Below are 16,256 nucleotides of genomic sequence, written 5' to 3'. Positions count from 1 at the left end.
CACAGGGGTCTCCATTGCTCAATAGACATTGATCACCAACAAATCCCCTTTTCTTCGAGTCTGTATACTGCGCCCTCGTCTTGAACACTGAGGTCGCTGCATGCCATCCGTTATTTCCACCGACGTTCTGATTGTCGGCGCTGGTGTCGCCGGCCTCTGGCTGAATGCGCGCCTGCGCCGCCAGGGTTTTTCGACCGTGCTGGTGGAAAGCGCCACGCTCGGTGGCGGACAGAGTGTGAAGTCCCAGGGGATCATTCACGGCGGTGCCAAATACGCACTGCATGGCGCCCTGACCGGCGCTTCGGAAGCCATCGCCGACATGCCGCGTCGCTGGCGTGAAGCCCTGGCCGGCGACGGCGAACTGGACTTGTCCGGCGTGCGTCTGTTGTCCGAAGCCCACTATCTCTGGTCTCCCGGCACGATCGCCGGCAACCTCACCAGTTTCTTCGCCAGCAAAGCCGTGCGTGGCCGCGTCGACCAGGTCAAGGGCGATCAATTGCCGCCGGCCCTGCAAGACAAGCGCTTCAAGGGCAAGGTCTATCGCCTGGCGGAACTGGTGATCGACGTGCCAAGCCTGATCCAGCGCCTGGCCGATCTGGCGGGTGACGGCCTGCTCGCCGGTCAGAACATCGAACCGCTGCTGGACGGTGGCGTTCTGGTGGGCCTGAAGGTCGACGGGCGCGAGATCCGCGCCCAGCGCATCGTCTTGAGCGCCGGTGCCGGCACCGCGGCGCTGCTTGAAGCGCTGGGCCTGAGCCAGCCTGCCATGCAACGCCGACCGTTGCACATGATCATCGCCAAAGGCCCGAGCCTCAAACCGCTGTACGCCCACTGCCTGGGCGGCGGCACCAAACCGCGCATCACCGTCACCACTCACCCGGCCGCCGACGGCCAATGGGTCTGGTACATGGGTGGCGACATTGCCGAAGCCGAAGGTGTTGCCCGCGAACCCGCCGAACAAATTGCCACCGCGCAGAAAGAACTCGGCCAGTTGCTGCCATGGATCGACCTGAGCACCGTGCAATGGGCGACCTTGCGCGTGGACCGCGCCGAGCCGCTGCAATCAGGCCTGACCCGTCCGGACAACGCATTCCTCGCCGAAGAAGGCCGGCTCCTGGTCGGCTGGCCCACCAAACTGGCGCTGGCACCGGACTTCGCCGACCGCGTGATCAATGCCTTGCAACGCGACGGCATTCAGCCAAGCCACCCGGCGCCGCTGCCCGAATTGCCAAAACCGCCAATGGGCGTCCCGGCCTGGGAGCAACTGTTGCCATGAGCCAACCCACCCTGCACGATTTGCATCGCCCATTGGGCAGTACCGGCCTGCTGGTTTCACCACTGGGCCTCGGCACGGTCAAACTCGGCCGCGATCAAGGCGTGAAATACCCCAATGGCTTTCAGATTCCCGGCGATGACGAAGCGCGCATGCTGCTCAAGCTCGCGCGCGACCTGGGCATCAACCTGATCGACACCGCGCCGGCCTATGGCCGCAGCGAAGAACGCCTCGGCCCCTTGTTGCGGGGTCAGCGACAGGATTGGGTGATCGTCAGCAAGGTCGGCGAAGAGTTCGCCGACGGTCAGTCCCGCCATGATTTCACTGCCGCGCATACTCGCCTGTCGGTGGAACGCAGCCTGCAACGCCTGGAAACGGATTTCATCGATCTGGTGCTGGTGCATTCCGACGGCAACGACCTCGCGATCCTAAACGACTGCGAGGTCTACGCGACCCTCGCCGCGCTCAAGGCCGAAGGCAAGATTCGCGGCTATGGTTTCTCCGGTAAAACGGTCGAAGGCGGTTTGAAGGCTCTGGAGCAAGGTGATTGCGCGATGGTCACCTACAATCTGAACGAACAGAACGAGAAGCCGGTCATTGACTATGCTGCTGCACACGGCAAAGCCATCCTGGTCAAAAAAGCCCTGGCCAGCGGTCATGTCTGCCTGAGCCCGGGTGTGGATCCGGTGCGCGCCAGCTTCGAGTTGTTGTTTGAACATCCGGGTGTGGCCAGTGCTATTGTCGGGACCATCAATCCGCTGCACCTCGCCCACAACGTCGCGACCGTTGCCCAGGTCCTACGTAGCAACTGATGCCGCCCACGCGGCCTAAAGCAGGAGCCGACATGCCGCGTACGCTCATTAGAAAGAACCCGAGCAACTTCAAGACCCTGCCGTTATTCGTCGAAGCGACTCCCGAAGGCTTGAGCTATCAGAGCGTCGGGATGCCGCTCAATTTTTCCCAGACCCTGCAACGTCGCCGCCCGGTGACGGTGGCTGACAACGAGCGGTTCGCGCTGGAGCTGGCCAACCTCGGGGTCTCGGTGCGCCTGACCCTGCATTGGCAGAATCGCGATTACTGGGTGTTGGTACGCCAGCGCCGCCAGGACCGTGGCGACGTTGTGCTCAAACTGATCTCCGGCTACGTGCCGGCCCACGAGCTAAACCTGCCGCTGCACACGGCGATTCAGGAGATAGCCGAAGAGTGCCTGCTGGAAACCCCGGAAGGCTGGCTCGGTGGACGTTTCAATGACACCTGGCTGCCAGCGCCCTACTCGTCGGCGCTGCACTATCGCGAGGCCTTGCCGTTTCGCCTCACCCCGTTTTCCGGCTCGGCACGCCCGGTGCGTTGCGCCAACATGCAACTGATCGAGCGTCCACGGGCTTACGTGCACCTGCCGACAGCGTCGCTGCAATTGATCTATGACTTGCGCCTGGACGTGCCCAAGGAAGCCAAGTCCCTGAGCCTGTTTCATGTCGACGAACGACTCGAAGGCGACCAACTGGTGGCTCGCCTGGATCGCAAACGTCCGGACCTGTATTTGATGCCCCTGGAAGATGGCGTGCCGCTCCCCGAGTTGTACACGCTCAAGCGTGACAAACTTCTGCCCGCCAGTACCCGTGGGCTGTATCTGGCAGAGAGCTTTGCTGTCCAGGAAGGCTGGACTGTCCGCGAGGAGCGTATTCGCTGGAAGGACTGGGTTGCACAACAAGGGCTGGAAGCACCCAAAGCCCCACGACGGGGACTGAAGAAACTGAGTGTAAAGGCCCTGCGTCTGGTCCGGTTGGTAAGTGGAAGTTTGCGCAAATAAGTCAGGGTTGACCTAACCGGCTCGTTGCTTGTCCATCAAGGTGCGCAACCGCGCAAAAAAATGGAAATAGCGGTTCTCGCGCTTGCCCATGCCGCGTTTGGGTGAGAACGACTCTTCGGCAAAGGCTCCGTTGATACGAACACGCGAAGCCTTGGTGTCCAGGGTGCAGATTTTTGCCCCTGCCTGTTGCAGTGCAAATTTGAGCAACCGCTCAGAGTGCAACTTCCTTCCCGTCACTTTACTGAACTCAAAAATGCGCTCGATCCTTTTGCCGTACGCGACGTAGGTGTCGCGACCACAAATGGCAAACCGATCATTCAACCCGCCCCACCACTGCCAGTCGGGAATGTAGGTATTACGTCGCCGGGCTTCTGCGTGCTTGAACACATAAGCGGGAAGCGGTGTGTGAAAGAAAATATCCGGCCGCACGTAGACGACGAAATCGGGATTGAAAGACTCCATCATGGTCGTAACGGTGTGCAGCGAATTGAGTTGATAGATCAGGTTTCTGAGTGAGGCGTAATCATCAGCCCAGGTATCGCCCAGCGCTTTCACTTGTTCAAAGTTCCAGCGCTCCAACACACCCTCGGTCGAGGTCAGCAGCCCGGTCATGGTTTCGAAGGGTTCGTAGTTGTCAGCCTTCAACTCACCTTGTTCACCCGAGCGTGAGTTCTGGACCTCGTCGATTTTATACAGGTGGTAAAAGCACTTTACGTTGCTGTCGGAAGGAAGCAGCGCCAGGACGTTTTCTTGAATGGAAGGAAAGCAGATCTGCGAATTTCTCGGGATACCAAAAAAAGCCACCGCAATATTCAACACTACAGTCCCCCTTGAAAAGTAATCGGGCGCCCTGCTGGCAACCGGCGACATGTCATCCGCGACGAAACAACTTCTGCCACCAACGGCGACGCCGCAGAGGTATCACGATGACGTCTGATTTTTGCAACCAGTCCCGCTCATAATCCCAGGCATGCCCGCTCCAGCGTTTACCCGCCTCGTTGGAAAAACCTAACGTCATGAGTTGGTAGTCATATCCTGCTTGTCCACGCAGCCAGTCAAACAACACCAGCGCATTGAAACCGGTGGAGGGTCCGACATAGCGTTTACCGTCTGGACGATCGACCGGGTAGTTCCACAATGCCGGCAACGGAATACGTTCCCAGTAGAGCGCCACCTGCGGCATGGGGCACATGGCACCGGTGCATCCCACCAACATCGTGAAACACCGCGCGTCACTCTGCGTGGAAAGCCGCTGCACTTCAGGCCCGTAGGGAAGGCCAAAAAAGTAGGCGTCCGGCGAATTGAAACCATGTACGAAGAGATTGACGCTTTGTGGGGAAAGTAACGTCGCCAGCACACAGTTGTTGAAGCTGACGACGACATCATCGGCGCCGATGTTCAGCGCCTGGAAATCGTCCCGGGTAATGGCTGGATTGTTGGCAACCAGCAGCACCCGCGGCGCCCTGCGCAGGCACTCCTTCAGTTCCTGCGGCAGCCCGCCCGGAACAGACTGATGACCACCTGGAAGCGCATCCAGCACCATTGGCTCATCGGTTTGAGGCGGGTGATTTTCCATTACTCTGGAACCTGCATGCCGTAACGCACCTTTACCCACAGGCGAGTTAACACTGAAGGTGGTTGCCAGGGACGCATTTCACGCTGAATCTCGGCAGCGAGTGTGCGACCCACACGAGCAAAGGAATACTGGCTCTCGGCGAACGCCTGCCCGTTACTGGCGATACGAGCCGTCAGCAACGGGTCACTCTGCAGCAGCTGGAGTTTTTCCACGGCCTCATCTTCAGAGCGATAGAAAACCGTATTGTGCATATCCCGGAAGCCCAGCAATTGGTCTTCTTCACCCTGACTCCAGGCCAGCAACACACAGCCACACGCCATCGCTTCAAAGTTCTTGATCATGAATTCATTCATGCCGATATCGGCGCTCACAAAAATCTTGATGCGATTGAGCATTTCCAGATATTCAGCGCCCGACTTGGTGCGGCCTACCAACATGCCGGTACGCAGGGAAAGGGATTCAAGAAGCGCCCTGCGCTGCGCGTACTCCGTACTTTTCAGACTGCCCAGAAAAGCCACCGGAATGTCCCGAACACGGTTGGTGTTGTGCAGCATTTGTTCGTCATATCCCTTCGAAACGAACACTGCATCAATGTTTTCAGTTTTCATCCGACGCGCTACGAGAGCGCCGGAAACCAATACGCGAGAACTAGGCAGACGGCTGTATAGACGCGAGTAAACCCGTAGGTATTTACTCTCGGGCATGTAGTTCTGATAAGCGTCATGCTCGAGAAACACCAGACCCGGAATACACTTCAGGATCCTTAGTTGAGGGACGAGGCGCTTGACCCTGGAGAAGATTACGACCCGGTCAAAGTCCTGGTAATTGACGGAAGCGAGAAACGGACCCAGCTTCATTTGCTGCTTTTTGCTCAGGCGATAAACGACACACTCGTCGCAGTTCCGCTGCACGATTTCATACAGACGATCCAGAATCACTCGCTGCTCGTCCATTACCAGGAGCATGACTTTCATAAATCATTGACCACGAGGCAAGGCAGACAAAAGCACTGGGTGATACCCGCCAACATCCTCGGGGACGGTTATGTCCTCACGATAAACCCCCTTCATACGCAGTATGAAACGGGGTTCATTAAACTCATCAATGGCTGCGAATCTTCTCGACAATCGCTGTTGTCGAGCTGTTTTCAACCAACCCCAGCACCTTCACGGTACCGCCGTAAGCCGTCACGATGTCTGCACCGACCACTTGATCGATCCCGTAGTCGCCCCCCTTGACCAGCACGTCCGGTTTTACCTCGCGCAGCAGATTTTCAGGAGTGCCTTCAGGGAAGCTGATCACCCAATCCACAGCACCCAGGCCCGCCAGCACAGCCATGCGACGGTCGACACTGTTGATCGGACGTCCCGGCCCTTTCAGACGGCTTACCGATGCATCGTCGTTGACCGCGACGATCAGACGATCCCCCTGGGCCCGTGCCTGCTCGAGGTAGGTCACATGACCGGCATGCAGGATGTCGAAACAACCGTTAGTGAAGACGATCTTTTCTTTGTGCGCACGCGCATCGTCAACCGCCAACAGTAACTGCTCCAGGCCCAACACACCGCGCTCGGAACCTTCCTCGCGCTGAATGGCACGCCGTAGCTCCGGAGCGCTGATGGCCGCCGTGCCGAGCTTGCCAACCACGATGCCGGCCGCCAGGTTGGCCAACGCCACCGCGTGGGGCAATTCTTCGCCAGCGGCGATCGCAGCCGCCAGGGTGGAAATCACCGTGTCGCCGGCACCGGTCACGTCGAACACTTCTCGCGCGCGGGCGGGCAAGTGCAATGCAGGATGATCCGGACGCAACAGGGTCATGCCGTGTTCGCCACGGGTTACCAGCAACGCGCCGAGGTCAAGATCGTGCATCAACTGCGCGCCCTTGCTCACCAGCTCGTGCTCATCGGCGCAACCGCCGACGATCGTTTCGAATTCGCTGAGGTTCGGGGTAATCAGGCTCGCCCCCCGGTAAATCGAGAAATCCTTGCCCTTGGGATCCGCCAGCACCGGAATGCCACGTGCACGGGCCGCCTGGATCAGTACCTGATGGTTTTTCAGCGCGCCTTTGCCGTAGTCGGACAGCACCAGCACCTTGATGCCTTCAAGCAACTCGTCAACTTGCTCACCCAGCGCCAGGGCGTCGGTGGCAAAGGGTTCTTCGAAGTCGATACGCAGCAACTGCTGGTGACGACTCATGACCCGCAACTTGACGATGGTCGGCTGGTGCGCAATACGCTGGAACAATGCGCGCACACCCGCGCCCTGAAGACTATTGGCCAGGCTGTCGGCAGCTTCGTCGTCGCCGGTCACACCGACCAGCGAGGCCGGTGCGCCGAGCGCGGCAATGTTCAGGGCAACGTTAGCGGCACCGCCCGGGCGGTCCTCGATTTGCTCGACCTTGACCACCGGTACCGGTGCCTCAGGGGAAATCCGTGAGGTACCGCCATGCCAGTAGCGGTCGAGCATGACATCGCCGACCACCAATACAGGGGCTTGATCGAATCGCGGCATGGACAACTTCATGGAGCAACCCACATACAAAATGAACAAGGGCGGGATATTAGCACAGGGTTGGCGCAGGGCTTGCTCATGGCATGAACGAGGGCGCCAAAAGCAAAAAAATCGCAGCCTGTGCAAGTTCGAAAACTTCAGACTGCGATTTTTTTCAGTCGTTCATGACAAATGAACGTCGACAGGAATCAGGCGATATCTTCAGCCGGAGCATCGAGGCCCATGGCGTTCAGGCGGGCGTAATAGCCGTTTTGCGCCAGAAGCTCGGCATGCGTGCCGCGCTCGACGATACGGCCCTGATCCATGACCAGAATCAGGTCGGCCTTCTCGATGGTCGACAGACGATGAGCAATCACCAGGGTTGTCCGGCCTTTCATCACTTGATCCAGAGCCGCCTGGATGTGCCGCTCCGATTCGGTGTCGAGGGCCGAGGTGGCTTCGTCGAGAATCAGCAAAGGCGCGTTCTTCAACAGGGCCCGGGCAATCGCCAGACGCTGACGCTGGCCACCGGACAGCAATACGCCGTTTTCGCCGACCTGAGTGTCCAGGCCTTCGGGCAGTTGTGCGATGAAGTCCATCGCATAAGCGTCTTTCGCCGCTTTTTCGATGTCTTCACGGGGCGCGCCGGCCAGATCGCCGTACGCAATGTTGTTGGCCACGGTATCGCTGAACAACGTCACGTGCTGGGTGACCTGGGCGATGTGCTTGCGCAGGTTCAGCAGTTTGTACTGTTCCACCTCGACGCCGTCGATCAGGATCTCGCCCTTGTCGTGGTGATAGAAGCGCGGAATCAGGTTGGCCAGGGTCGACTTGCCGCTGCCCGAACGCCCCACCAGCGCCACCATTTGCCCGGGTTCGACCGAGAAACTGATGTCGTCGAGTACCTGACGCTCGGTGCCAGGGTAGGTGAAGCTCAGATGCCGCACATCCAGGCGCCCGCTCACGGCATCGCGCTCTACGGTGCCGGTATCGACTTCCGGTTCAACGTCCAGTTGTTCGAAGATGCTTTCGGCACCGGCCACGCCTTTTTGAATGGTCGAGCTGACTTCGGACAATTGACGGATCGGCTTGGGCAGCAGGCCTGCCAGGGTGATGTAGGCCACCATGTCACCGGCGGACGCATCGCCACGCAGGAAAAGGACCAGGAACATCAGCACGGCCATGGCGCTGTAGATCACCAACTGCAGCAGCGGCGTGTAGATAGCGCCGGTACGGGTCATGCGCAATTGCTTGTCGGTATTGCCCTGGCTGGCGTTGAAGAAGCGCTTCTCTTCATAGACTTCGCCGCCGAAGCTGCGCACCACGCGATAGCCCTGGATGGTTTCCGACGCCACGTGCGTCACGTCGCCCATGGCCGCCTGGATCTTCTTGCTCTGCTTGCGGAATTTCTTGCTCGCGGTACGGACCATCAACGCGATCAACGGCAGGATCGCGACCATGACCAGGGTCAGGCGCCAGTTCATGAACAGCAGCGAGGCAAACAGGAAGATCACCGTCATGCCTTCACGGATTACGACCTTGATCGCATCTGTGGCCGCCCCGGTGACCATGGTCACGTTAAAGGTGATACGGGAAATCAGGTGACCGGAGTTATGCTTGTCGAAATACCGGTTTGGCAAAACCAGCAGGTTATTGAACATCTGCACCCGCAGGTCGTGGACCAGCCCGAGAGAAACCTTGGCGAGGAAGTAGTTGCCCAGATAAGATCCCAACCCCTGCCAGGCAGCGATCAGGATGATCAGCAACGGCACCGCTTGCAGCAGTTGCAGGTCGCGCAGATAGGGGACGCTGGGAAACAGCACCGCTTCGGGATTGGACAGGCCATCGACGAAGTACTTGAGGATGTAGCCGAGCATTGGCTGCGTCGAAGCGAAAATCAGAAAACCGACGATGCTGATCAGGAACAGGCTGATGTACGGCCGGACATAACCGAGCAGACGGAAGTAGATTTTCAAGCTCGAGGGGCTTGCGGAGAGACTGGAGTCGGTCATATCACGCGAATGTCGATAAAAAGGACGCTGACTTTAGCACAGCTTCCTCCGGGTTCTGGCAATCGCATAAAGGCTGTTATTGTTAGACGGCGCAAACGGTATCATATAGCCATCACCGGAATGGCCGATCAACTTCAGGATTGAATTTCTCAGCATGCAACTCAGCGGTTTCAACAGTACGTCCAATCGAGTCTTCGATTTCATTTGCCTGTGGATGCTTCCACTCGGCTATCTATTGCTTCTGTGCTCGCTGTTCTTCCTGCCGGACCGCAGCCTGCTTCATAAGCTCTACTACGGCTTGTTCAGCATTCCAGCGCTGATAGCGCTTTGCCTGCGACCCCGTGAACTCAAAGAGTTGCTACGCGAGCCCATCTTCATTGCGATGCTGCTGTTCGTCGGTTGGGCGCTGTTGAGTCTGTGCTGGAGCCCGGGCGATGAAGGATTTTCCGGCAAGATCAAGGCGCCGCTCCACACGCTGATGCTGTTCGTCGGGTGCTACCTGCTGGTGCGCTACCGCAGCGAGATCGTCCAGCCCCTGCTGTTCAGCGCAGCGATAGTCGGGCTGATCGCGTCGATCTACAACCTCTACACGTTTGCCCACGTCTATGAGCCGGGCCGGCGCCTGATTGGTGGCGGCGCGTTCGACAATCCATTATTGAGCTCGCACTTGTTCGGTTTCTTCTGCGCCTATTGGCTGAGCCTGAGCATGACCTGCAAGCGCCCGCAGATACTCTGGTTGAGCATCCCCGCAATGGCGATCATGTTCATTGCAGTGATCGCCACCGGCTCCCGGACACCGCTGGTTGCGCTGTCACTGGCCGCGCTGTGGCTGGGCTTCATCTGCTGGAACCGCCGGTCCATCGTATTGCTGGGCATCATGCTCGTCGGCGGAGCGTCGGTGATTGCGCTTTTCTCGAACATGATTTTCGGACGAGGCGATTCCTATCGTTTCGAAATCTGGCAGATGGTCCTGAACAAAATCGCCGAACACCCCTGGATCGGTCATGGCTATGACGCCAGTCTGAACGTCGATCCGGGCGTGGGCTACATGCTGGCAGAACCCCACAGTTTCGCCCTGGGCGTTCTCTACTATGTCGGTATTCTCGGTTTTATCCCGTGGCTGTTCTTCCAGGCCTGGGGCCTGCTGAGCAGCTGGCGCCATCGAGTGCAACCGCTGTTCATCATCGCTTCGACCTGGCTGGTGTTCGGTATCGGTGCGGGTCTGACCGAAGGCGGCGGGATCATTTCGCGCCCCAAGGAACACTGGTTCCTGCTGTGGATTCCCCTGGCACTGATCGCCGCGCTGAGTATCAACCAGCGCGCTGGTCGCCTGCTGGCCATGCCGATCAAGCAATTGGCGCAGGCAGCCCTGCAAAAATTGACGGCCAACGCCCAGGTGATCGAGGAAGATGGTCTGGGCCCCAAGGTCCTGCGTCTGGTCGATGGCAGTTTCCTCAAGCTGTTCCGCCGCCGTTGCTGGTACACCTCGGGCAGCTTCGATCCGTATTCCGAACGCTTTGCCATCAACAGCGAGCGGCTACGCCGCATGGGCATCCCGACACCGCAGATTCTGGATCTGTACCGCGTCAAGGACGGCAGCAGCGCCGTGCACTACACGCCTCTGCCAGGCAACACCCTGCGCCAGGTCCTGCAAGCGATCACGGCTCCGGACGTGCGACAGGCGCTGGTCGAGCGATTCGGCAAGTTCATGGCACAACTGCACGAGCAGGGGGTGTATTTCCGGTCTCTGCATCTGGGGAACGTGCTGGTGCTGGAGGACGGCGAGTTCGGCCTGATCGACGTGGCGGACCTGCGCATTTACCCTTCGTCACTGAGCCTGTCCCTGCGTCAGCGCAACCTGCGCCATATGCAGCGCTACACCGTCGATCATCGCTGGTTGTTCGAAGAGCATTTCCAGGCACTGCTTCAGGGCTACGCCGTGACCGCATCGAAATCCGCGGTGGATAACCTGCACAAGCAAGTACTGGCGGCCAACCAGCCCGAGCGGGCTCATGTATGACCGAAACCCTCGCCCGTACAGCTCGTCAACCTTGAACGATCAGACGGGCGGACGCTGACGGGCATAGGCAAGGAAGCCTTCGATATCATCGCTGCAGAGTTTGTCGGCCAGACTGTGCAACTCGGCTTCCGGCCAGCTCCACCAGGCACTCTGAAGGAGCAGCAGACGCTGCTCCTCAGGGAAGCGCCAACGCAGGAAACGCGCCGGATTGCCACCGACTACCGCGTAGGGCTCGACATCGCGAGTCACTAGCGCGCCCGCGGCAACGATTGCGCCGTCCCCCACGGTCACACCTGAAAGTATCGTGCTGTTTGAACACAGCCACACATCGTTGCCGATGTTCACATCGCCGTGGGTGCCGCTGTAACCGCTGATATGTGCGGCCTGCGCAACCATTACCGGGAACGGGAATGTGGTGACCCAATCCGCACGATGGTGGCCACCGAGAAAAATCTGCACGCCTTCAGCGATCGAGCAATACGCACCAATGCTCAGCGTCGAGCCTTCCTTCCAGTCATGGACCTGTGGCACACCATAACTGCCACGGCCAAAGGCGTAGTCCGGATATTGCGCCCTGAAACGCGCCATGCCCCGCTCAAACTTCGGCAGCTTTCTGATCGCTCGTTTCGCGCGTTTTTCCCGATAGCGTTGAATCCAGCCCACGGTTCAATCCTTTTCCAACGGCAAGAACAGGCGGCCCAGGCCACGCCAGGTCTTCTTGTTCCACGCCCTGAACGGAATCTGCGCCAGAAGCTCTCGCGCCAGCTTGCGGTCTCGATTGGCGGTTTTCAGGAACATCGAACTGAGAAACTTGTAGCGCACGTGCTCGTACAGCGGATGATCGCTGAACAACGCATAGGTACGCAGGATGTTGTCGATCATGAAGCGGTGATTCTTGTAGGAATTGGTGGCGTGCTTGCGATAGCGCGCCATCAGCACGTTCAAGCCATCAATGAAGTAACCCGCATGGGTCACTTTCAGTTCGATCAGCAGATCTTCCAGACGAATGTTCGGATCGAACCCGCCGACCTTGTCCAGCGCTTCGCGGCGGATCATCAGGGTCGGTGCCGGCGGATAGGGCTTGCGCTCCAGGAACATGTCATCGAAATCCAGGCGACGGAACGGCACATCGCGGCGCTGACGCGACTCCGGGTACGGATTGCCGTCGGCGTCGATCAGTTCGATGTTGCCGGCGCAGATGCCGACCTCGGGCTTGCCATCCAGGTAAGCCACCTGCGTGGCGATGCGCTCGGGCAGCATGATGTCATCGGAACCGAAAGGCACGATCAGACTGCCCTTTGCGCGCGCAATGGCACCGTTGAGGGTATTGGTCAGCCCCTGGTTCTGCTGAACACGGAAATCAAAGCCGTGTTGCGCCTGCAAGGCGTTGATCCGCTCGACACTGTCATCGCTGGAGCCATCATCGACCACCAGCAACTCGATGTTTGCATAGGTCTGGTTGAGGACGCTGAGAATGCTGTCCTCGATATAACGACCGTGGTTATACGACGCGATGATGACCGTGACGATGGGTTGTGCGTCGCTCATGATTGTTCCTTGCGGGCCTTGCTCAAGCCGGAGTCGATCAGGTTCAGGTACTCCTGACGGAACACCTCGATGTCGTGCTGTTCCTGGAGATAACGGTAGGCCTGTTCGCCCTTGGTCTTGAGCGCCTCATCCGACAGCCCAAGGTAGTTATCGAGTGCCGCGACCAGGCTCGGCACATCCTTTGGTGTAATCGCCAGACCGCCTGCGCCCTCAATCAGCGGCAACATCGCGGGGACGTTGGAGGCGATGACCGGAAGATGACCGCTCATGCCTTCGAGCAATGCCAGCCCGAGACCTTCGGCCAGCGATGGCATGGTCCAGATGTCAAAGGCGCGAACGTACTGCAAGGCGTTTTCCTTGAAGCCCAGCAGGTGTGCACGCCCGTTCAGGCCCAGACGCTCGATCTCGGCGGCCAGGCGCGACTCTTCGCGGCCGGCACCGATGATCGCCAACTGGGTGTTCGGGTACTTGTCCTTGAGTGCCGCAAACGCCTGCAACAGGTAGGTGTGGCCCTTGACCGGCACCAACCGGCCCAACGCGCCGATCAACCGCACCGACGGATCAATGCCGAGCAGTTCACGGGCGCGTTCGCGGCTGTGTTGCAAGCCTTCGGCCTGTTCGATGTCGATCGCATTGGTAATGGCATAGGTGTTTTGATCGGTGAAACCGCAGTCACAATCCAGCAGGTACTGTTTGACCGCCGGCGACACACCGACAAAACACCAGTGACTATCGATCAGGCGCTGGGTCTGGCGACGTCTGTAGAACCGGTCGTACTCACCAAAGCCGTGGGAGATACCGATGCACAATGGCACTTTCAACCAGCGGTTGAGCGTCAGCATCATATTGACCGGCTTGAAGCGGTTGCAGATCACCACATCGAATTTTTCTTTGCGGCAAAACTGATACAGCCGCCACATGGCGCGCAGCCGCATGCCCTTGAGCGATTTGTCGGAAAACTCGAAATAAACGGAACGCGCGGCACGGCTCACGGCCTCGCCCGGCCCGGGTTTGCCGCGCAGGAACGCTGCGGTCACCTCATAGCGATCATCCGGCAAAGCCTTGACGATCTGCTCCGCCAGGTCGGCAAAGTCATGGGCTTTGACATTGTAGTCAGGCTGCAGCTGCAGAACCTTTAACCGCTGACTCATAACTCTCCCCGGTGAAAACCAGTCGCATCGATCACCCAGGCGGGTTCAGCGGCGAGACGCTTGACCTCCGCCGGATCAGGTTGAGGCAACTGTGGCCACTCGTTGCGTTTCCAGCAAACGAAATGAAAATACGGAAACCGGCGATCGCCATCGCGATCATTGGTCAGATGGCCGTCGCGCCAATACCATTGGTGCGGGAAATTATCGGTCCCGTCATGCCACTTGATGCAACCACCCGGCGTACTGAATGCCTCGGTGAATTCGCTGCGTCGGCGCCACGGGTTGAACTTGCCCACCAGTTTGAACAAGGGTTCGGGAAAATTCTTGCGCCAGAGAAAGATTCGACTGAACGCACCTTCGTCGATCGCATGATGCTTCTGATCGGTGAAACGCGCTTCCCAGTCCTTGATCTGCCTGAACAACTCACGCTTGCGGGGGGTGTTTCTGATCAGGCAAAGATGCCCGGCCACTCGCCGCTCGTGGGTGGAGTACAGGTCGTACGAGGCGAGCCGATCCGCAGTGAAGTAGCTGCGCAGGTCGCCGTACACCAAGTCAATATCGCCGAACGCCCAGAAATCATAGCCCTCCAGGCGGTCGGCATGAATAAGACCAAACGCGGGCCTGATGTCGCACAGTTTGTAAGCCTGGGTCGGCGCAAAGTCGATCCCCAGCCGCTGGGAGACCAGTCCACAGTAATCGCTGAACATCATGCATTCGACGGTCACGTTGGGCGGCAGATTCTCGGGAACGCCGCAGTCTGTGAAGAACAACCAGTCGATGTCGGGATTACGACGGCAGCTCTCCAGAAAAAACGGCATCCAGAAGGGCCAGCGGCCGAAATAAGGCATCAGAAACAAAATACGCGGGCATGGATTAATCACGGAAAACTCACTATCAATGCTGGAATCGCCGCCATGCTAGGCAGAGTTGTACTTCAGTTCTGCTTCGCAGATGTTTCGCCATGCTTCAGAAGCCAGAACAGTTCCTGGCGTCTGACCGCCTTGCGAAAGAATTCATTCTCGCCATAGAGGGGCGTCACTCTACTGGCCAAGAGCCACTGTATCAACCGACGCAGTCGCCGCTTGAATGGCATGCGCGGCTGCAGGTCGTGCATCATCCCCAGCGCCATGGCTTTATCTCGCTGAAGTGTCACGGGAACCGGAAGGCAGTAAGGCTGCATCGGCACCGACGAATCGAAGGCGGGCGGCAGTGCGATGCCATGGCCAGCATCCCCCATGGGCCAGCGATCGTTGTCATGCAAATGGTTGGCATAACCGAGCAACGTGGTTGGCTGCCACTCCAGGCCTCGCAATGCTTCAAGGATCGCTTGTTGGGCGCAAATGTGGTCCGGGTGCGGATCGAGCGTCGGGTGCGGTAACACGATGACTTCAGGGCGGGCCCGCAGCAGCAGTTCGCGCAGGTCGGCCAACAGGTTGTTCCAGGTCGGCGCACCATCGGTGTCGCCCGGCAGTGCAAAGGGGTTCAACTGGCGGAACAGTCGGGTGTCGTCCATCTCCGCTTCCCGCGACCCCACTGGCCGGGACGGCGCTGCCTGCATCGCCGCCAACTGCAGGCAGAAATAGCCCAACTGCACGCAATGGGCTTCGGGCACCCCGGCCCAGCGCGGCACGGCGATGCTGTCCCAGGCCCGCAGCCGCCCCTTGAGGCGCGCTGATTCGACCTTGTTCAGGCCGATCTGCTGATAATGTTCTGCTTCGATTTCGCCGGCAGTTAGGGTGACGATCCAGGCTTCGTCGGCCTGACTGTACAGACTGTAGGCCGCCAGTTCGGCGTCATCGGCGTGAGGTGCGATGACCATCACCCGCTGACGGCGGTAATCCGGTTGTTCGAACGCCCAGAGCACGGGTTCGCCCAGCACTCGGCAAAAACGTCCGCGCAGACGCAACTCGCCTCGCGACAGCACTTGCGCCTGACCACTGAGGTTGAGATAGCGCAGCCCGTTGGCACCGCGCTCGAAGGTTTGTCGATCGGGATTATCGCCACCCGACAATTCGACAGCCGGGTCGATAAAGCGTCCCAGCCAGGTGCTTTTGATCCGCAGGGCCAACACCAGCGTAGCGTCGTCCACCAGCATGACGCCGTCATCCAGGCGCAAACGCTCACCGTCCAGGTGAATCTTGGGTTGCGGGGTGTAAGGCGGGAAGCTGTACGCGTAATCGTCCTTGGGCGAATAAAACAAATGGTCGGCGAACCAGGCTTCGTGAGCGATCCAACCCAGCACCGCCAGCACCAGCGGCAGCCACCAGGCCACCAGCACGCCGATGACAATCAACAGCACCAGGGCGATCAGCAGGCCGATGCGTTTGTTGCGCCGGTGGCGCTTGAGCAGTTGCTGTTTACGACTCATGGGCTCGC

Annotated in this window: 14 protein-coding genes; 4 read left to right on the top strand and 10 right to left on the bottom strand. The window is 59.0% G+C overall.

The features are described from left to right. The first annotated feature begins 100 nt into the window (after positions 1–100). From KJF94_RS29070 to KJF94_RS29060, 3 genes are read left to right on the top strand one after another with little or no spacing between them, the layout of a single operon-like run. Positions 101–1,276: an NAD(P)/FAD-dependent oxidoreductase gene (locus tag KJF94_RS29070; protein ID WP_214380386.1), complete on the top strand. Its 1,176-nt coding sequence runs from the start codon at positions 101–103 to the stop codon at positions 1,274–1,276. Then, the gene (locus KJF94_RS29065; RefSeq protein WP_214380385.1) at positions 1,273–2,085 is read left to right on the top strand and encodes an aldo/keto reductase; all 813 of its coding nucleotides are present in this window, start codon (positions 1,273–1,275) and stop codon (positions 2,083–2,085) included. Before KJF94_RS29070 ends, KJF94_RS29065 begins: the two co-directional genes overlap by 4 nt. Positions 2,086–2,117: 32 nt before the next feature. After that, on the top strand, positions 2,118–3,083 hold the full coding sequence (locus KJF94_RS29060) for a metal ABC transporter ATPase (RefSeq protein WP_214380384.1): 966 nt from the start codon (positions 2,118–2,120) through the stop codon (positions 3,081–3,083). A gap of 12 nt (positions 3,084–3,095) precedes the next feature. Here the strand turns inward: KJF94_RS29060 and KJF94_RS29055 are convergent, their stop codons facing one another. The 5 genes from KJF94_RS29055 to msbA all read right to left on the bottom strand — a co-directional run bounded on the left by KJF94_RS29055 (position 3,096) and on the right by msbA (position 9,161). Continuing rightward, positions 3,096–3,902 (bottom strand): hypothetical protein, encoded by an 807-nt coding sequence (locus tag KJF94_RS29055; RefSeq protein ID WP_214384978.1) that lies wholly within the window; start codon positions 3,900–3,902, stop codon positions 3,096–3,098. A gap of 52 nt (positions 3,903–3,954) precedes the next feature. After that, positions 3,955–4,659 carry a hypothetical protein gene (locus tag KJF94_RS29050; RefSeq protein WP_214380383.1) on the bottom strand — a complete coding sequence of 235 codons (705 nt, stop codon included), beginning with the start codon at positions 4,657–4,659 and terminating at the stop codon, positions 3,955–3,957. Beyond that, positions 4,659–5,633, bottom strand: a complete 975-nt coding sequence (locus tag KJF94_RS29045) for a glycosyltransferase family protein (RefSeq protein ID WP_214380382.1) — start codon at positions 5,631–5,633, stop codon at positions 4,659–4,661. The genes KJF94_RS29050 and KJF94_RS29045 overlap by 1 nt, the downstream gene beginning before the upstream one ends. 127 nt (positions 5,634–5,760) lie before the next feature. Next, a complete protein-coding gene (hldE, locus tag KJF94_RS29040) occupies positions 5,761–7,182 on the bottom strand; it encodes a bifunctional D-glycero-beta-D-manno-heptose-7-phosphate kinase/D-glycero-beta-D-manno-heptose 1-phosphate adenylyltransferase HldE (RefSeq protein WP_084320943.1) in 1,422 nt (473 codons plus the stop codon). Positions 7,183–7,358: 176 nt separating this feature from the next. After that, entirely contained in the window at positions 7,359–9,161 is a 1,803-nt protein-coding gene (gene msbA, locus KJF94_RS29035) for a lipid A export permease/ATP-binding protein MsbA (RefSeq protein WP_214380381.1), read from the bottom strand. 154 nt (positions 9,162–9,315) lie between these two features. On the opposite strand from msbA, the gene KJF94_RS29030 reads away from it, so the two are divergent. Continuing rightward, positions 9,316–11,181, top strand: a complete 1,866-nt coding sequence (locus KJF94_RS29030; protein ID WP_214380380.1) for a bifunctional O-antigen ligase/aminoglycoside phosphotransferase family protein — start codon at positions 9,316–9,318, stop codon at positions 11,179–11,181. 39 nt (positions 11,182–11,220) lie between these two features. On the opposite strand, the gene KJF94_RS29025 is transcribed toward KJF94_RS29030, so the two are convergent. Genes KJF94_RS29025 through KJF94_RS29005 form a run of 5 tightly spaced genes read right to left on the bottom strand, consistent with a single transcriptional unit; the run spans position 11,221 to position 16,248 of the window. Then, positions 11,221–11,844 (bottom strand): CatB-related O-acetyltransferase, encoded by a 624-nt coding sequence (locus tag KJF94_RS29025; protein WP_214380379.1) that lies wholly within the window; start codon positions 11,842–11,844, stop codon positions 11,221–11,223. 3 nt (positions 11,845–11,847) lie between these two features. Then, on the bottom strand, positions 11,848–12,729 hold the full coding sequence (locus KJF94_RS29020) for a glycosyltransferase (RefSeq protein ID WP_214380378.1): 882 nt from the start codon (positions 12,727–12,729) through the stop codon (positions 11,848–11,850). Next, on the bottom strand, positions 12,726–13,880 hold the full coding sequence (locus KJF94_RS29015) for a glycosyltransferase family 4 protein (protein ID WP_214380377.1): 1,155 nt from the start codon (positions 13,878–13,880) through the stop codon (positions 12,726–12,728). The genes KJF94_RS29020 and KJF94_RS29015 overlap by 4 nt, the downstream gene beginning before the upstream one ends. Beyond that, the gene (locus KJF94_RS29010) at positions 13,877–14,761 is read right to left on the bottom strand and encodes a DUF6625 family protein (RefSeq protein WP_214380376.1); all 885 of its coding nucleotides are present in this window, start codon (positions 14,759–14,761) and stop codon (positions 13,877–13,879) included. Before KJF94_RS29010 ends, KJF94_RS29015 begins: the two co-directional genes overlap by 4 nt. Positions 14,762–14,814: 53 nt before the next feature. Further along, a complete protein-coding gene (locus KJF94_RS29005; protein ID WP_214380375.1) occupies positions 14,815–16,248 on the bottom strand; it encodes a PIG-L deacetylase family protein in 1,434 nt (477 codons plus the stop codon). Positions 16,249–16,256: the final 8 nt, after the last annotated feature.

Origin of the sequence: Pseudomonas hormoni, from assembly GCF_018502625.1 — a bacterium.
GTDB classification, from domain to species: domain Bacteria; phylum Pseudomonadota; class Gammaproteobacteria; order Pseudomonadales; family Pseudomonadaceae; genus Aquipseudomonas; species Aquipseudomonas hormoni.
The sequence above is the reverse complement of the archived record's forward strand: the minus strand, read 5'-3'. Positions and strand labels throughout refer to the sequence as shown.